This is a genomic window from Actinomyces massiliensis 4401292 (assembly GCF_000269805.1).
GTDB lineage: Bacteria > Actinomycetota > Actinomycetes > Actinomycetales > Actinomycetaceae > Actinomyces > Actinomyces massiliensis.
In genome coordinates this window covers 1,664,610-1,680,719 of the sequence record NZ_JH711481.1, presented here as the reverse complement: position 1 = coordinate 1,680,719, position 16,110 = coordinate 1,664,610, and the positions used below count along the sequence as shown (strand labels likewise).

At 67.2% G+C, this 16,110-nt stretch carries 14 protein-coding genes and 2 tRNA genes; 8 read left to right on the top strand and 8 right to left on the bottom strand.

Features of this window, described 5'->3' with window-relative positions:
• Positions 1 to 209 precede the first annotated feature (209 nt).
• Positions 210 to 521: a hypothetical protein gene (locus W5W_RS0107195; protein ID WP_017194900.1), complete on the bottom strand. Its 312-nt coding sequence runs from the start codon at positions 519 to 521 to the stop codon at positions 210 to 212.
• A gap of 169 nt (positions 522 to 690) precedes the next feature.
• Here W5W_RS0107195 and fucP point away from each other — a divergent pair, with 169 nt between their 5' ends.
• Together fucP and W5W_RS0107185 are read left to right on the top strand one after the other, a co-directional pair.
• A complete protein-coding gene (gene fucP / locus W5W_RS0107190; RefSeq protein ID WP_017194899.1) occupies positions 691 to 2,097 on the top strand; it encodes an L-fucose:H+ symporter permease in 1,407 nt (468 codons plus the stop codon).
• The gene (locus W5W_RS0107185) at positions 2,097 to 3,512 is read left to right on the top strand and encodes an ABC transporter substrate-binding protein (RefSeq protein WP_017194898.1); all 1,416 of its coding nucleotides are present in this window, start codon (positions 2,097 to 2,099) and stop codon (positions 3,510 to 3,512) included. The genes fucP and W5W_RS0107185 overlap by 1 nt, the downstream gene beginning before the upstream one ends.
• A 420-nt stretch (positions 3,513 to 3,932) precedes the next feature.
• On the opposite strand, the gene W5W_RS0107180 is transcribed toward W5W_RS0107185, so the two are convergent.
• Positions 3,933 to 4,223 carry a putative quinol monooxygenase gene (locus W5W_RS0107180; RefSeq protein ID WP_008731169.1) on the bottom strand — a complete coding sequence of 97 codons (291 nt, stop codon included), beginning with the start codon at positions 4,221 to 4,223 and terminating at the stop codon, positions 3,933 to 3,935.
• Positions 4,224 to 4,545: 322 nt separating this feature from the next.
• Between W5W_RS0107180 and W5W_RS0107175 the strand changes: the two genes are divergently transcribed.
• On the top strand, positions 4,546 to 5,715 hold the full coding sequence (locus W5W_RS0107175; RefSeq protein ID WP_017194897.1) for a trypsin-like serine peptidase: 1,170 nt from the start codon (positions 4,546 to 4,548) through the stop codon (positions 5,713 to 5,715).
• A gap of 2 nt (positions 5,716 to 5,717) precedes the next feature.
• Positions 5,718 to 6,242: a hypothetical protein gene (locus W5W_RS0107170; RefSeq protein ID WP_017194896.1), complete on the top strand. Its 525-nt coding sequence runs from the start codon at positions 5,718 to 5,720 to the stop codon at positions 6,240 to 6,242.
• Positions 6,243 to 6,349: 107 nt separating this feature from the next.
• Here W5W_RS0107170 and W5W_RS0107165 read toward each other — a convergent pair.
• From W5W_RS0107165 to rpmF, 3 genes are all read right to left on the bottom strand, one after another.
• A tRNA-Pro gene (locus W5W_RS0107165) sits at positions 6,350 to 6,426 on the bottom strand.
• A 57-nt stretch (positions 6,427 to 6,483) separates the two neighbouring features.
• Positions 6,484 to 6,554: transfer RNA gene (locus W5W_RS0107160), tRNA-Gly, on the bottom strand.
• 58 nt (positions 6,555 to 6,612) lie between these two features.
• Positions 6,613 to 6,777, bottom strand: coding sequence for a 50S ribosomal protein L32 (gene rpmF / locus W5W_RS0107155; protein WP_008731164.1), 165 nt, complete (start codon positions 6,775 to 6,777; stop codon positions 6,613 to 6,615).
• A gap of 237 nt (positions 6,778 to 7,014) precedes the next feature.
• On the opposite strand from rpmF, the gene W5W_RS0107150 reads away from it, so the two are divergent.
• The 3 genes from W5W_RS0107150 (at position 7,015) to epsC (ending at position 10,142) form a co-directional block, all read left to right on the top strand.
• Complete coding sequence (locus tag W5W_RS0107150) at positions 7,015 to 7,749, top strand: IMPACT family protein (RefSeq protein WP_017194895.1); 735 nt, start codon at positions 7,015 to 7,017, stop codon at positions 7,747 to 7,749.
• Between the two features lie 647 nt (positions 7,750 to 8,396).
• Positions 8,397 to 9,320 (top strand): cysteine synthase A, encoded by a 924-nt coding sequence (gene cysK / locus W5W_RS0107140; protein ID WP_017194893.1) that lies wholly within the window; start codon positions 8,397 to 8,399, stop codon positions 9,318 to 9,320.
• 246 nt (positions 9,321 to 9,566) lie between these two features.
• Positions 9,567 to 10,142: a serine O-acetyltransferase gene (epsC, locus tag W5W_RS0107135; protein WP_008730631.1), complete on the top strand. Its 576-nt coding sequence runs from the start codon at positions 9,567 to 9,569 to the stop codon at positions 10,140 to 10,142.
• A 22-nt stretch (positions 10,143 to 10,164) separates the two neighbouring features.
• On the opposite strand, the gene W5W_RS0107130 is transcribed toward epsC, so the two are convergent.
• The 3 genes from W5W_RS0107130 to W5W_RS0107120 all read right to left on the bottom strand — a co-directional run bounded on the left by W5W_RS0107130 (position 10,165) and on the right by W5W_RS0107120 (position 13,577).
• A complete protein-coding gene (locus W5W_RS0107130; RefSeq protein ID WP_017194892.1) occupies positions 10,165 to 11,487 on the bottom strand; it encodes an alpha/beta fold hydrolase in 1,323 nt (440 codons plus the stop codon).
• Positions 11,488 to 11,927: 440 nt separating this feature from the next.
• Positions 11,928 to 12,926: an Fpg/Nei family DNA glycosylase gene (locus W5W_RS0107125; protein WP_008731876.1), complete on the bottom strand. Its 999-nt coding sequence runs from the start codon at positions 12,924 to 12,926 to the stop codon at positions 11,928 to 11,930.
• Between the two features lie 165 nt (positions 12,927 to 13,091).
• Entirely contained in the window at positions 13,092 to 13,577 is a 486-nt protein-coding gene (locus tag W5W_RS0107120; protein ID WP_008731880.1) for a ribose-5-phosphate isomerase, read from the bottom strand.
• 85 nt (positions 13,578 to 13,662) lie between these two features.
• On the opposite strand from W5W_RS0107120, the gene W5W_RS0107115 reads away from it, so the two are divergent.
• Positions 13,663 to 15,819, top strand: coding sequence for a M13 family metallopeptidase (locus tag W5W_RS0107115; protein WP_017194891.1), 2,157 nt, complete (start codon positions 13,663 to 13,665; stop codon positions 15,817 to 15,819).
• Positions 15,820 to 16,110 lie beyond the last annotated feature (291 nt).

The window sequence follows — 16,110 nt, the reverse complement described above, 5'->3', positions numbered from 1 at the left end:
CAAGAGCGCCCCGTCACGGACGCCGATCGACGGCGTCAATCCGTGCCATCCTAGGGCACAGGCGGCGTGACGCGAAAAATGAGGCCGCGCACATCAGGCGCATCGGGCACATCGGGAGCACCGCACACATGCCGTGGGGCCGCAGGAGGTCACAAGAGGCATCAAGGCGACACGAGGGGCCGTCACGCGTGCGGGGCGCCCGACCGGGCTCAGGCGACCGGGACGCTGCGGCCGGCCACGACCTTGGCCAGGAGGGTGCGGGGCGCATCCGCAATGGCGCGAACCGCGTCGACGACGCGATCGTGAACGACGCGCGCCTCGGCGTCGTCAGCGCCCGTGAAGCGGACGGTGACGCGCGGCTCTCCGCGCACGACATCCACCTGGAACGCCTCCAGCACAGTCGTCTCGCCGACGGCGGCGCGCGCTGCCGCCTCGACGTCCCCGGGGGCGCGGCCGGGGCGCAGGGAGACGACGGTGAGGATCGTCCGATACGAAGGCACGGCCCCACCGTATCGCTCCATCGATCTCAGCTCAGTTCAACCCATCTCGGGTCCGCGAACACCCGCCGACACGACGCGCTCCAGGTACCATCGCAGTGACGCGCTGCACACACTCCGGCACACGCTCCGGTACAGATTCCGCTTCTTCCACCTCCACATCCGTGTCGCCGGAAAGATCCACGGAGAGCTCATGACGGCCCTGCCAGCAACCAACGACGACAGAGAATCCAGAGAATCCACCGATCCGTCCGCCGAGTCCACCGAGTCCACCGAGCCCACCGAGCCCACTGGGTCCGCATCAAAGATCCTCTTCCCCGGTGCCGCCATGCTCTTCATCGCGGTCATCGGGTGCTTCACCGCCTGGGGCATCGCCGCAGACCTGACGACCCCCATGGTCTCCGGCTTCAAGCGCATCTTCGACATGTCCTCGTTCCAGGCGTCCCTGGTTCAGATGGCGTACTACGGAGCGTACTTCCTGCTCGCGATCCCGGCCGCCTTCATCAACTCCCGCTGGGGCTACAAGGCGGGAATGGTGTCGGGCCTCGCCCTCGCCGCACTGGGCGCCTTCGGCTTCTGGCCCGCCTCCCAGGTGATGACCTACGGGGCGTTCCTCGCCGCGCTGTTCGCCATCGCCGCCGGCTGCTCCCTTCTGGAGACCTCCGCCAGCCCCTACGTCATATCCCTGGGGCCGGAGGAGACCGCGACGCGGCGACTCAACCTGGCCCAGGCGTTCAACCCGCTGGGAACCAATATCGGCGTCCTGATCGCCTCGACCATGATCCTGCCCAAGCTCGACACCCCGGTGAACCTCGCCGACGTCAGCGCAGAGATGGAGCGCCAGATCCGCGCCGAGCAGTTGCGCGCCGTCACCGGCCCCTACATCGGGCTGGGAATCCTGCTGGCCGTCATCCTCGTCATCATCTTCATCCAGAGGGCCCCGTCCTCGGCCTCCCCCGAGGAGGAGATGAAGGCGAGCGGATCGAAGTCCGCCAACCCGGGGCTCACCCTGTGGCGCTCGAAGCGGTACCGATACGGAGTCGTCGCCCAGTTCTTCAACGTGGCCGCCCAGGTGTGCTGCTGGACGTACATCATCCAGTACACCCAGCAGGCCATCGACGGCTCTCTTCAACTGGGATCGCAGATGCTGCAGGTCAGCCTCATCGTCTTCCTCATCGCGCGTTTCGTCATGACCGCCGTCATCGCGAGGATCCGGGCGACGAAGGTCATGGCGGCCCTCGGCTCACTGGCCGTCGCCCTGTGCATCTACGCCGCTCTGCGCCCCGACATCACCGGGGTCATCGCCGTCATCGCCATCTCCCTGTGCCTGTCCCTCATGTTCCCCACGATCTACGGGGTCGCCCTGGCGGGGCTCGGCGAAGCGACGAAGTTCGGCGCCGCAGGCCTGGTCATGGCGATCGTCGGCGGAGCGATCATGCCCATGGTCCAGGGAAAGGTGATGGACGCGACGAGCGCGGCCACGTCGTTCATAGTTCCGGCGCTCTGCTTCGCCATGGTCACTCTCTACGCGATCTACGACCTGCGCACGCCCACCCCGCGACTAATAGCCACAACCTCATCGGAGAGGAAGGCCAAGTGATGACCACGCCGAGCATCCTGAGAACCCTGAGAACGCAGGGCACATCGAGAACGTCTGGCGTATCGAGCACGCCGGGAGCCCCGCGAGTCCTGAATGCCCTGAGTGCCCTGAGGCGGCGCGTCGTCGCCGTTCTGACCGCTCTGACCGCGGTGACGACCGCCCTGGCCCTGACCGCCTGCTCGGGCGGCTCCTCCCCCTCCGCAGGCGGATCGATCGACGTGCTCTCCTGGTGGACGTCGGCCTCCGAGTCCTCGGCCCTCGATACGCTCGTCGATCAGCACAAGCAGCGCAACCCAGACGCCTCTGTCGATGAGATCGCGGTGGTCGGCGGTGGAGGCTCCGAGGCGCACGTGACTCTGGCAACGCGCATTGCGCACGGCGATGCGCCCGACGTCTGGCAGAGCCTCGTCGGCGGCAATATCACGGCGTGGCACAACGCCGGCTCCGTCGCCGACGTCTCCTCCCTGTTCCCTGAGGACGTCACGTCGCAGCTCCCCGAGGATGTACTCTCCTCGGTCTCGGTCGACGGGGTGCAGTACGCGGCCCCACTGTCCGCGCATCGCGCGAATCTCCTCATGTTCAACAGCGATGTTCTCCAGGGCGCCGGGGTCGCCGAACCGGGTGCCGATTACACTCTCGACCAGTTCCTGACCGATCTCGACACCCTGCAGTCGAAGGGGACAACGCCCCTGTGCATCGGTGGAGCCGACTCCATCACCACAGCAGGGCTCTTCGAGTCGGTCCTGCTGGCCACCATCGGCCAGGAGGGGTGGGAGAGGATCGAGGCTGATCGCTTCGACTGGAATGGCCAGGAGGTCAAGGACGCCCTCGATACCTTCGGGCGCCTTATGGACCACACCGACCAGGCGGATGCAACGCGCACCTGGGACGAGGCCTCGGGCCGTCTGGCGGCGGGCGAATGCGGCTTCTATCAGATGAACGACAGCGCCCTGACCGAATCGACCACCCTTGAGGAGGCGACCACCGACTCGAACAACGGGACCTCGCCCGTCTCCTCGACCATCTTCCCGGGAACCGAGGGGAGCTTCCTCATGGTCGTGGACGCATTCGTGGCGTCCTCCTCGACGGACAACCGCAGCGGCGCGGACGCCTTCCTGAGCTCCGCCCTCGACCCCGGGGTGCAAACCGCGGTCTGCGAGGTCAAGGGCTGCATCCCGACGCGCAACGACGCCGACGTCTCCTCCCTCAGCTCCTACCAGCAGCAGGCGTCGAAGGACCTGCGCAGCCAGAAGATCCTCAACTCGATCTCCTACGGGGAAGTGATCTCACCGGCGATGCAGGACGGCTTCTTCAAGGCCGTCAACAACTACATCTCGACCCGCGACGCCTCTTCCTTCGGCCGCATCCTCACCGACCGCGTCAACGAGGGGGCGGGCGGTCCCGCCAACCACTAGACGGATCGGTTCCTGGCCTGCCGAGCCAAGCAGGGCCGGGGCAGGCGGGAGGCAGGCAGGGCCGGGGCAGGCGGGAGGCAGGCAGGGCCGGGGCAGGCGGGAGGCAGGCAGGGCCGGGGCAGGCGGGAGGCAGGCAGGGGCGGGGCCGGCAGGGCCGCTCAGAGGCGGGCGAGGCCCGACGGCCTCCCCTACTCGTCGAGATCGGTCGTACTCCGCGCCGAGATCGGTCCAGTTCCGCGCCGAGATCGGTCCAGTTCCGGCTCGAGATCGGTCCAGTTCCGCGCCGAGATCGGTCCGGGTTACCCGGTAGGAAGCACGTCGCCGAACGTGACGCACGCATAGGGCGGGGCCCGCCGAAACTCAAACCGTTTCGGCGGGCCCCGCCCTGTGCTGCTGATCGGGCGCCAGCGGCGAGCGCCGTCAGGCGATCTGGTCGAGGAAGGTGAGGATCGAGTGGGGCTCCTCGATGATCTCCTCCAGACGTGCATTGAAGGGCCCGCCATAGGGCATGCCCAAGTGGGTTTGGAAAGCGTCCTCGTCGACGTAGGCCTCCATGACGAAGAACTTCGCGGGGTCCTCGCTGTGCCGGTAGACGTCGAAAACGCGGTTGCCCGGCTCGGCGCGGACCTTGTCGGCGAATCCGCAGATCATCGTCGCGACCTCGTCCTCAAAGCCGGGCTTGGCGGTGAACTGCGAGTGCAGGATCTTCATGGTTCCTCCTCCTGGCGCCATATGCGACGCCGCTGTCATCCTATGATGCGGGCCTGCTCCAATTGGCTTGAATGGAGAGCGAACCTGCCGCCGCTCGGCCGCGGCACAGGGTTTACACGGGCAACTGCGATGGCTAGGCTCGATACTGCGTGCAGCTGTCTGACGATCCCTGATGTACCAACGATATTTAGAAAATACTTGCCACGTTTATCGAACAAACGAGGTTCGGGCATTTTGCGCGCTTATTCATCGAAGTGATATTCCATCTCCCCCTGAGGAGGAATCCATGCGAATCACAATGCCTGTACGGAGGCCTGCGCGGATGCATAGCGGACGGCCGGGCTGGGCCACCATTCTTCTCCTGAGCGTTTCCGCTCTCGCAGCACCGCCTGCGTTAGGGGCACCCGCGGCAGACGCTCCCGCTGCCGCCGATGGCAGTGACGACCGCGCCGCCTCCACTGCGGTCAGCGCTCCAACCAGCTTCGGCAAGGAGGCAACCCCCGTCAGTGACGACGAGGCGGTTTCTTCGCCCGATGAGTACAGCGCTCCAGATGAAGACGTCCTCGCCTATTGGACGCCCGAACGGCTGGCGGCGGCCACCCCTCTGGACACTCCGGAGCCATCCGATGCGGACACGCAGCAGGGTGCGACTAGTGCTCAGCCCACCGGTCCCGAGGAGGTGAGCGAGCCGGCCGCCCCCTCGGCAGAGGTCGTTGCGAAGCTGGCGGATAAATCGGATAACGTCGGTACAGCTCCAACCGAGGGGGACGAGCAGCAGGACGCACCGGTGGCCGCACCTCCGGAGACCGGCTATTCGGCGACAAACGGCAAATTGTTCTTCAGAGACGCCAACGGCATCGACACCCATACGTGCAGCGCTTCGGCGCAGAATACGGAGAGCAAGCGCCTGATACTCACCGCCGCTCATTGCGTATACAACTTCGACACGGGGAAATGGTCCGAGAACGCGGTCTTCGTCCCCGCATTCGACGGGAGGAATAACGACGACAGAGAGCCTTTCGGAATGTGGACGGCCCGCTCATTCCGTACGTTCGACACCTGGATAGACGAGCAGGACTGGACCCACGACGTGGGATATGTGACCCTCAATGATGGCGGCGACAATGATGAGCCCATTGTGAACACCGTCGGCGGTCATGGCATGAAGTGGAATGGTCCCAGCGCCTTCGACGTCTCGATCTTCGGATACCCCAGCAATAAGAAGGATCCCGACGGCCGCCTGGCGATGTGGACATGTCAGGAGAATGCGGCCCGCGATGCCTCGAAGGAGAGTAGTTACTCGATTACCGGGTGCGATTTCGGTAAAGGATCTTCCGGTGGGCCCTGGCTGGACTCATATGACAACAGCACCGGACTGGGATATCTCGAATCGGTGATGTCCAGATGGAATGATGCGGAGGATGAGAACTGGGGTCCATATTTCTCGGGTGATATGAAGACCGCGCGGGATGCCGCCACCCGATATGACTGAGCATGACTGACGAGACGAACGCGAAGGCCGTTACGAACCGGCGCACGGTTCTCGGCCTGACAGCAGCCCTGGCCACGGGAGTCGCTGCTGCTGCGAGCGGTTGCCGCCGCCATGGATCGGCGCGCAGCACGGCCACACATGCCAGCGCTACCAGCACTGCCGGCACCGGCGGCATTGCCAGCACCGGTGGTACCGACGGGTCGGGCGGATCGACTGGCAACGGCACTTCCGGTCCACCACTGCTCACGTCGCGCGATGACCTGGTCTCGCCTCAGCCCGAGGCCTGGGAATCCTGGACGCTGGTTTCTCCCGACACGATTGACGTCACTTTCACAAGTGGACCGACTGACTGCGAGGGCGTGAATGCACAGGTCACGGAGACGGATGAGGACGTGACGATCAACCTGATGGTCGGAGACCTTCCGGAAGGTCCGGATGCATGTAAAGCCATCGCCGTGGAAGCGCACTGCCAGGTGACGCTCAGCCGGGAGCTCGGCGAGCGCACGGTACGGCAGGACACTATTTGATGAGCCGTACATCATCAGGAGATCAGGCATACGGATTCTCAGGGTCTAATCCACCCAAAAACCCACGCCCGAGATACCTCAAGGCGTGGGTTTGAATATGCGAGCCCTGGTCGGGGTGGCGGGATTTGAACCCACGATCTCCTGCTCCCAAAGCAGGCGCGCTACCAAGCTGCGCCACACCCCGTGGAAAACGGACCGGGCCGCCACCGGAACATTCGGAGGCGGCCCGGCTCGATCACCGAGCGGGTGACGGGAATCGAACCCGCACCATCTGCTTGGAAGGCAGAGGCTCTACCATTGAGCTACACCCGCATGCGCGAGCCGACCGCACCGGCCCGCTGAATAGCCGCGGAATAACGGCGATAACGACTCAGTACTCCAGAAGCCCGGTCTTGTAGGCCTTCACCAGACGGCGAGGCACGGAGATCTCACGCCCGTTGACGCGGATGGTGTTGAGCTCGGGCAGCTTGGCCTTCCACTGCGAGCGGCGGTTGCGGGTGTTGCTGCGGGACATCTTCCGCTTCGGCACTGCCATGAGCCCGCTCCTCTCAAGAACTGGATCGTCTGATCGATCGAAAACTGGACCGGGGGAAACCTTAACGGCATCGACCAAGGCCCTTCCAGCCCGGGTGAGGCGATATGCGTGTGATATCAATCCCCTCGTCGGTTCTCGCCAACGCAGGAGCTCCCCTCCCCCACCCCTCCGGGTGCTCGGCGCGTCACGGCTAGCCACGGCACGTCGCATCACCTCACGACATGCCACGATGGAACCATGCCCGCCTCCTCCGCCCCCTCTTCGACCGGCCCCGCCGTCTCCCACGATTCACCTGACATCCCTGACTCCCCCGACCCGCAACTCACCCTGGCTCGAGGCGACCAGCCGGAGATCGACCTGGAGATCAAGCGGTCCCACTTCCTGGCCCGCGCTCAGCGTGCGGACTGCGAGGAGGAGGCGCGGGCCTTCATCGCCGCGGTCCGCAGTCGCTACCCCGACTCCCGGCATCACTGCTCGGCCTACATAGTCCCCAGTCCCGGCGCTCTCCCCATCGAGCGCTCCAGCGATGACGGCGAGCCCTCGGGCACGGCCGGTCAGCCGATGCTCGAGACGCTGCGATCCACAGGGCTGACCGCAACCGCCGTCGTCGTCACGAGGTACTTCGGCGGGACTCTTCTGGGCACCGGCGGCCTTGTACGCGCCTACTCGGAGGCGACTATCCGCGTCCTGGCCGCCGCGAAGCGGGTGCGCCTGACAACCCGTTACCTGTGGGAGGCTCAGATCCCCGTGGCCGACGCCGGCCGGGTCGAGGCGGAGCTGCGGGCCGCGAGCGAGCGCGGTGCGCACGGCCTCTCCGTGGAGGACACCACCTGGGGCGCAACCCACGCGGTTCTCGCCCTGACCACCGACTCCCCCGACGCCACCCGGATCACCGAAATCCTGGCCGCCATCACGGCAGGCGGTGCCGCGCCTCGCAGCTCCGGGCACCGCGTCGTCGAACTGCCCGCCTGAATGCCCGCCGAATCTGCATCACAGCCGCCGCATCCGCGTCATCTGAATCGCTCTCAAGCCCTCGCTCGCCCTCGCTCGCACCTGCTCCACGCCACCCATCATGCGGACGCCGTCCCGACCGCCTTGACAGTCCCGCTTGACAGTCATGTGCACCATCGCGGTACTGTCTGCCGCACGGGCGGCCTCCGCTGCGGAACAGCCGCCTCTGAACTGCGAAAGGAGGACCCCATGATGTCCAACGGCGTCATGCGCGAGATGTCCTCCTGCTGTCAGTGCTGCGAGTGTCGATAGGGCGCCTGGCCACGACACTGTGCGCGCGTCGCTGCGCGCATGCCCGGCGCTATAGGGCGACGCACCGCTAAGGCCTCTGCAGTCACACGCACGACCCGCGGGTACCCCCTCCCCATCGACGGCGGCGAACCGTCAATCGGCCTCACGCCGATCTCCATGCCGACCTCCCCGGCACCCCGGGCCCGCTCCGGCCCCATCCAATCCGCCTCTCGTCAGCGCTCATCAGCGTTCTTCCGCCTCCTTCCGCCTCCTCCCACGTCCTTGCGGCCGCGCCGCTCCACGGCCGGGCCCGCAGCAGCGGGAGAGCGCACAGAGCACCACACCGAGCACAAGGAACAAGAAAGAAAAGAAGCATCATGGCTTACCTGTCGAACATCACCGAAGCCGTCGGCGGAACCCCGCTGGTGCGCATCAACCGCGTCATCTCCGGCCCCGCCACGGTTCTGGCCAAGGTCGAGGCCTTCGAGCCGGCCGGCAGCGTCAAGGACCGCATCGCCCTGTCGATCGTGCGCGCGGCCGAGGCCTCCGGCGACCTCAAACCGGGCGGCACGATCATTGAGGCCACCAGCGGCAACACGGGCGTCGGCCTGGCCATGGTCGGTGCGGCCCTGGGCTACAAGGTCGTCATCACCATGCCGGAGACCATGTCGAAGGAGCGCCGGGCGATCATGCGGGCCTTCGGCGCCGAACTGGTGCTCACCACCGAGGGCGGCGTTGCCGGTGCGGTCAAGCGCGCCGAGGAGATCCAGGCGGCCACCCCGAACTCGGTCCTGGCCTCGCAGTTCACCAACCCCGCCAACCCCAAGGTCCACCGTGAGACCACGGCGCGCGAGTTCCTGGAGCAGGCGGGAGACTTCGACGTCTTCGTGGCCGGCATCGGCACGGGCGGCACCCTGACCGGCGTCGGAGGGGTGCTGCGCGAAGAGCGGCCAGACGTCAAGATCTTCGGCGTCGAGCCCACCGAATCCCCACTGCTCAGCGAGGGCCGTGCCGCGCCGCACAAGATCCAGGGCCTGGGCCCGAACGTCGTCCCCGAGGTCCTCGACCAGGACATCTGGGACGAGCTGATGCACATCCCGTCGGACGACGCCCTCGTCTACGCCCGTCGGGCCGCCGCCGAGGAGGGCCTCCTGGTGGGCATCTCCTCGGGAGCCGCCCTGGCCGCCGCGGACCTCCTCTCCCAGCGCCCCGAGTTCGCCGGCAAGACGATCGTCACCGTGCTCCCCGACACCGGTGAGCGCTACCTATCGACTCCGCTGTACTCCGAGTATCTCAACTGATACCTCAACTGGTACCTCGAACTGAGCACGTCCGATCGGCTGAAGCCGATCCCCACCCCTGACCGTCGGCCTCCGCCGCCCCTGAGGCGGGCCGACCGACGGCGGCGCCCCGGGAACAGGGGCGCCGCCGTCGGCGTTACCACGCGGGTTCCATCCGGAGAATCGGCGGGAACCCCGGCCATCGACTTGTACGCACTACCCTCTCGGCGGCGCCGTCCGGCGCCGGCCTCGGCATTGAGGAGCACCATGCACGACCCTTCCCGTTCGCTGTGGAAGCTGGCCAAGGAGGATCTGGCCGCTGCCCGCAGGCGCGACCCCGCCGCACGCTCCAGTTTCGAGGTGGCCGTGCTCTATCCCGGCGTGCACGCCCTGTGGGCGCATCGCGCGGCGCACAAGCTGTGGCGCTCGGGCCACAAGTTCGCCGCGCGCGCCCTGTCCCAGGCCGCCCGCAATATCACCGGGATCGAGATCCACCCGGCGGCCAGGATCGGCGACCGGTTCTTCATCGACCACGGCATGGGCGTAGTCATCGGCGAGACCGCGGAGGTCGGCGACGACGTCCTCATGTTCCACGGGGTCACCCTGGGCGGCGTGTCCATGAACCCGGGCAAGCGGCACCCGACCATCGGCAACAACGTGCAGATCGGCGCGGGAGCCAAAGTGCTCGGCCCGGTGACGGTCCAGGACAACGCCAAGATCGGCGCCAATGCGGTGCTGGTGAAGAATCTGCCGGCCGATCACGTGGGCGTCGGCGTCCCGGCGCGCGTGCGCGATCCGCGCACCGACCCGGAGCTCATGATGGACCCGACTATCTACATCTGACGGCATCAGCCACCCGACGGCATCAGCGCACGACGACGCCGGCCGCCAGGTCTCGCAGTCGCCGGAAGACGGCTCCCCCGCTGGCGCGGGAGCCGTCGTGCTCGTACTCGCTGGTCACCCAGGTCCGCAGCCGCGGCATGAGGGAGGCGGTGGCCAGGGAGGTCTCCATGGGGACGTAGACGTCTCCGGCGTAAACGGCCGCGGCCCCGGGAACGTCCGCGGCGCTCAGAGCATCGGCGTCGTAGAGGCGGTCCCACTCGTGGGCGGCGAGCGCCTCGGCGACCTCGAGCCACGGCCGCAGGGCGGGGTCCTCCTCGAGAACCGCGCGTCTGACATGCTCCCCCGTCAGTAGAGTCGGGTCATCGAAATCGGCGGGGCGCACCCGTTCGGCGGCCCAGGCGGTGACTCCCCCATCGGCCCAGCAGGACTCGTGGACGACGGCGTACAGCGGGTTGCGGCCGCCGAACGGGAGAGCCTCTGGCAGATCGCAGCGGAACGCCCCAGACTGCGGGTCGCGCTCCAGAAGATGGTGAAGCCGGTCCATTCCGCCGCTGACTCCGAGCATCGCCCCGAGCCCGCGCAGCCGTTCAGGACCGACGGCGTCGCCGCGACAGGTGCGCACCTGACCACGCCCGGCGGCCTCCATGAGCGCGGCCATGCGCTCCCGATCACCGGGGTATCGGGTGTAGAACTCCTCGCAACGATCCCGCATGGCGGCGTAGGTCAGCGCATAGACCTCGTCAATGCTACGGCCGATGGCGGGCAGGCCCCCGGTGAGGAAAGCGGTCTCGACCGAATCGGGGTGGGCGGACAGGTAGCGCGTGGTGCAGAAGCCGCCGAAGGACTGCCCCAGGAGACTCCACCGCTCGATGCCCAGCGCTCGGCGCAAGTCCTCGCAGTCCTCGACGATCTCGTCGGCGCGGAAGTGCGTGAGCAGACGCGCCGTGGCAGCCGGGTCGCCCCCGGCATCGGGCCGATCCACAGGGGTGGACAGGCCAGTGCCGCGCTGGTCGAGCAGCAGGACTCGATGATGCTCCAGAAGCGCACCGAGCCAGCCCAGGCCGGCGTCGGCCGACGGACGTGGAGCCTCGCAGCCCGGACCGCCTTGAAGGAAGAGCAGGGGCGGCCTGGTCAGCGGGTCCGCAGTGGCGCCCGTGGACTCGGCGGGTTCGTGCAGGCAGATCTCACGGGCGTAGACGCTGATGGTGGTGGCGCCGTCCGGGAAATGATCGCCGGCACCTGAGCGGTCTAGCGGTACCCGAAGGCGGTGATCACGAGTGAGAAGTCCCGCAGTCGCGCGGGACCAGGAACTGGAGGAGAGGGAGGGCGAGAACGCAGCAGGCACAACGGGCACAGCGTCACTTTAGTTCGCTGTGACTCGCTGCGAACCACAGCGGTTCACCATCATCAGTGAAGCAGCTGGAATCCCCGTCATCTCTTGAATTCCGACCTCCCCGGACATTCCCCGGCCGGCTCTCCCGGGACCAGCCGACTTCAGATGACTATGGCCCGTGGGTCCGGTGCGGCGTTCCGGACCCACGGGCCTGAGTCATCGAGACCACCCACCGGGTTCCCACGCCCGGCAGACAAGCCTCCTTCGCCGAAACGAACCACCCGGGCTCCCTTGGACCCAAGCACCTCTCGGAAACAAGCCCATCAACAGGTTCCCCAACCCTCATGACCCATCCCGTCCGGCGGCACACCCCATATAACCCCACCACCCTGGAGATTCACCCCCACCACACCTGACAAAACCCTGACAACACAACCCAACAACCCCATCAGTCAGGATTGACAACACTGACAACCCGGGCACCAGAAAAGCCGACGCCCCACCACCTCCCGCTCACACACCGACCTACCACACCGCAAACAGGCACGCCCCGCCCGATGGTAGACGTACCAGCGCCCGGCCTCCGGGTCGTCGTCAGGCAGCGGCTCGGGGACGTCGTCGGGGTCCACGGTGGTGATGAACCCGGTGGCCACCCCGTACTCCATGAGCGGGACCAGGTCGTCCCATATGGCGAGCAGTTGCTCCCGACTGAGCCGATTGCCCTCGAGGAAGGGGTTGATCCCGCAGCGCAGCAGCGTCTCGGCGCGGAAGATGTTGCCCACCCCCGAGATGACCGACTGGTCCATGAGCAGTTCCCCCACGGCCTTCCGGCGCCGCTGCGCACCGGCAACGAACTCATCCGGGTCGGCGTCGGCGCGCAGCGGGTCCGGTCCCAGACGCCCGTGCACGGCGGCCACCTCCTCGGCGTTGAGAAGCTCGCAGGCAGCCGGGCCGGTGAGATCGGCGACGCCGTGCTCCCCCAGCAGGCGCAGGCGCACCGCACCGCGAGGCTCCGGGGGGCTCCACTGCCCCGGCGCAGGCGCGCCGTCGGCGTCCCCATCGGAGCTGTTAGAGCCGCTCAGACCCGCAAGCGCAGAGCCGCCCCCGTGGCGCAGCGCGTGCTCCCCGCGATCACCGACCCGTCGGCGCGGGGCGCCGATGGCGTGCGGTGCCGTGAAGGCGGAGTCGCCGTCGAAGGTCCACGAGCCGTACAGCCCCAGGTGGATGCGCAGCCAAACCACCGTTTCGGCCTCCAGTGGCATGTCGGGCTGCGGTCCGAAGGCCAGGAAGAGGTGCTTGCCGTGCGCCTCGGCCCCCAGGAGGATCTGCTTGTCGAGTCTGGCCGCACCGTCGGAGAAGCGGCCCTGAGGAGAGCTCGTCCGCAGGCGCCGCCCGACGTAGAGCTCGCTCAATGCGGCGGCGAGTCGATGAATGGTGTGGCCCTCGGGCACAGCGCGGACTCCTTGGGAACGTATGAGGATTTACCGGGATTTACCGGGATCTACCGGGATTTACCGGGAACTGCAGAGGAACTACGAGAACTGCGGCGGGGCGCCCGGCTCCCGACCGTACTGCTCGACACTGCTCGCCTGCTGACCAGGCGCTTCAGGCGCTGCTCAGGCGCCGATGGGCTCGATGGGATCGGGGCCGCGGTGGGAGCGCAGCTCGTAGTCGACCAGCTGGGCGATGCGGCGCACGTGGCGCTCGTCGCCGCTGAAGGGCTCGGCGATGAAGGCGTCGATGATTTCCAGCCCCTGGCCGAGGTCGTGCATGCGCCCGCCCAGGGATACGACGTTGGCATTGTTGTGCTGCCTGGCCAATCGGGCGGTCTCGATGGACCAGGCCAGGGCGGCGCGCACGCCGTCGACCTTATTGGCGGCGATCTGCTCGCCGTTGCCGCTGCCCCCCAGGACAATGCCGAGACTGCCGGCGTCGTCGACGACGGCTTCCCCGCAGGAGACGCAGAAGGAGGGGTAGTCGTCGTCGGGATCGTAGGTGTGGGCCCCGTGATCGATGACCTCGTGCCCGACTTCCCGCAGGTGCTCGGCCACCGCGGTCTTGAGGTCGAAGCCGGCATGGTCGGAGGCGATATGGATACGCATGGCACGGATTGTGCCTCACGCGAACAGCATCGGGTGGAGGCCAGCCGCACGGATGTGCGGATAGCGCCCACGTTAGCGTGGGGTCATGACGACTCACTCCTCCGCTTCGGCACGACGCGTCCCCGTCAAGGACCCCGACCGCCCCGAGGGCTCGGCGGGCTCCCTGCTCGGCGGCGTGCTCGACACCTCGGCGGCCGACCCCGCCGTCCGCCCGCAGGACGACCTCTTCCGCTGCGCCAACGGCGCATGGATCAAGACGGCGCAGATCCCGGCCGACCGCCCGGGAACCGGAACCTTCCTGGTTCTGCGCGAAACCGCGGAGGCCGCCTGCAGGGACATCCTCGACGGACTCGTCGCGCAGGCGGAGCCGAACGCCGCTCCGACCGCCCTGGGGGAATCGGCCGCGCCATCGGCCAAGATCGCCTCCCTGTACGCCTCCTTCCTCGACGAGGAGCGCATCGAGGAGCTGGGAGCGGCCCCGCTGGAGGCCGAGTTCGCTCCGATTCTGAATGCAGACGACAAGGACTCCCTGGCCCGCGTCCTGGGAGCGGGGATCACCACCGGCTTCTCGGGCCCTGTCGCCATCAATGTCGAGGTCGACCTGAACGACCCAGACCATTACACGACCTGGATGGGGCAGTCCGGGCTCGGCCTGCCCGACGAGTCGTACTACCGCCAGGAGGCTCGCGCGAAGATCCGCGAGGCCTACACGGCCCACGTGGCACGGATGCTCGATCTGGCGGGGCTGCCGCAGCGGCTCGGCGCCGACGCCGAGGCCCTGGCCGCCGCAGTGATGGCCGTGGAGACCGCTCTGGCCGCCGGGCACTGGGACCGCGTGGCCTGCCGCGATGTGGAGAAGATGAACAATCCGCGCACCTGGGCCGAGATCACGGAATCGGCGCCGGACTTCGCGTGGGAGGCCTGGCGCTCCGGCATCGACCAGGCCGCGGCAGACGCGGGCGCGGACCCCACAACGCTGCTCGATCGCACGATCGTCAAGCAGCCCGACTACCTGCCCCATCTGACGCGGGTGTGGCGGGAGACGCCCCTGGAAGACCTGCGCGCGTGGGCTGCATGGCATGTCCTCCACAACCGCGCAGCCCTGCTCTCGCGGGCCTTCGTGGAGGAGACCTTCGCCTTCTACTCGCGCACCCTCCAGGGCATCGACCAGCTGCGACCGCGATGGAAGCGCGCCGTGGGCCTGGTCGAGAGCACCATGGGCGAGGCCCTGGGCGAGTTGTACGCGGCCGAGCACTTCCCGCCCGAGCACAAGGAGCGGATGGAGGCTCTGGTGAGCCGCCTCATCGAGGCCTACCGGGACTCGATCTCCTCCCTGGAGTGGATGAGTCCGCCCACCCGTCAGCGCGCCCTGGACAAGCTCGCCATGTTCACGCCCAAAATCGGCTACCCGGACACCTGGCGGGATTACTCCGCGGTCGTCATCACTCCCGGGGACGTCATCGCATCGGTTCGCTCGGTCGAGGAGTTCGAGCTGGCCCGCGCACTGCGCAAGCTGCCCGGACCGGTCGATCGGGGCGAATGGCACATGACGCCGCAGACCGTCAACGCCTACTACAACCCGACGATGAACGAGATCGTCTTCCCGGCGGCGATCCTCCAGCCGCCGTTCTTCGACCCGGCCGCCGACGACGCCGTCAACTACGGCGGCATCGGCGCGGTCATCGGCCACGAGATCGGGCACGGCTTCGACGACCAGGGATCGACCTTCGACGGCACCGGCAAAGTGGTCGACTGGTGGACCCCCGAGGACCGGGATGCCTTCAAGGCGCGCACCAGGGCGCTCATCGACCAGTACAACGACTATCGGCCGACGCAGCTCGTGGCCCGTGCCGAGGCGGCAGGCGAGGATGCGGACGAGGTTCCGCATGTCAACGGCGCGCTGACGATCGGCGAGAACATCGGCGATCTGGGAGGGCTGGGGATCGCGCTCAAGGCCTACCGACTGGCGCTGGCCGAGGCGGGAATCGACTCGCTCGAGGAGGCGCCCGTGATCGACGGCCTGAGGGCCATGGAGCGCTTCTTCTTCTCGTGGGCGCGCATCTGGCGGAGCCGGAACCGCGACGACTACGCCGAGCTCCTGCTCGCCATCGACCCGCACTCCCCGAACGAGTTCCGCTGCAACGGGATCGTCCGCAACATGGATGCGTTCTACGAGACCTTCGATGTGGCCCGGGGCGACGCCCTGTGGCTGGCACCCGAGGAGCGGGTGAGCATCTGGTGAGCATCTGGTGAGGCGCGACCGTACTCAGTTCAACTCAGTTCACCTCAGTTCAGTTCGACGCTGCCGATCGCGTTGCGAGGCCATCCACGCAGCGATCCACTAACACCCTAGTTTCGTGGCCTAGAACACAAAATGCTTATATATCTGAGGCTCGTGTGACTGGTGTGATTGATGATGTACCTCTCATCTCATATTTTGGACGTTGCAGACTTGTGTCCCGATGTTACGTGAGGGACAGTTGGGTTCAGATCGATGCATCGCATCGTGAATGGACAACCCGACCCGACCATC

Coding starts and splice junctions, on each gene's coding strand:
- W5W_RS0107195 (WP_017194900.1), bottom strand. CDS start 521: ATGGAGCGATACGGTGGGGCCGTGCCTTCGTATCGGACGATCCTCACC.
- fucP (WP_017194899.1), top strand. CDS start 691: ATGACGGCCCTGCCAGCAACCAACGACGACAGAGAATCCAGAGAATCC.
- W5W_RS0107185 (WP_017194898.1), top strand. CDS start 2,097: ATGACCACGCCGAGCATCCTGAGAACCCTGAGAACGCAGGGCACATCG.
- W5W_RS0107180 (WP_008731169.1), bottom strand. CDS start 4,223: ATGAAGATCCTGCACTCGCAGTTCACCGCCAAGCCCGGCTTTGAGGAC.
- W5W_RS0107175 (WP_017194897.1), top strand. CDS start 4,546: ATGCATAGCGGACGGCCGGGCTGGGCCACCATTCTTCTCCTGAGCGTT.
- W5W_RS0107170 (WP_017194896.1), top strand. CDS start 5,718: ATGACTGACGAGACGAACGCGAAGGCCGTTACGAACCGGCGCACGGTT.
- rpmF (WP_008731164.1), bottom strand. CDS start 6,777: ATGGCAGTGCCGAAGCGGAAGATGTCCCGCAGCAACACCCGCAACCGC.
- W5W_RS0107150 (WP_017194895.1), top strand. CDS start 7,015: ATGCCCGCCTCCTCCGCCCCCTCTTCGACCGGCCCCGCCGTCTCCCAC.
- cysK (WP_017194893.1), top strand. CDS start 8,397: ATGGCTTACCTGTCGAACATCACCGAAGCCGTCGGCGGAACCCCGCTG.
- epsC (WP_008730631.1), top strand. CDS start 9,567: ATGCACGACCCTTCCCGTTCGCTGTGGAAGCTGGCCAAGGAGGATCTG.
- W5W_RS0107120 (WP_008731880.1), bottom strand. CDS start 13,577: ATGCGTATCCATATCGCCTCCGACCATGCCGGCTTCGACCTCAAGACC.
- W5W_RS0107115 (WP_017194891.1), top strand. CDS start 13,663: ATGACGACTCACTCCTCCGCTTCGGCACGACGCGTCCCCGTCAAGGAC.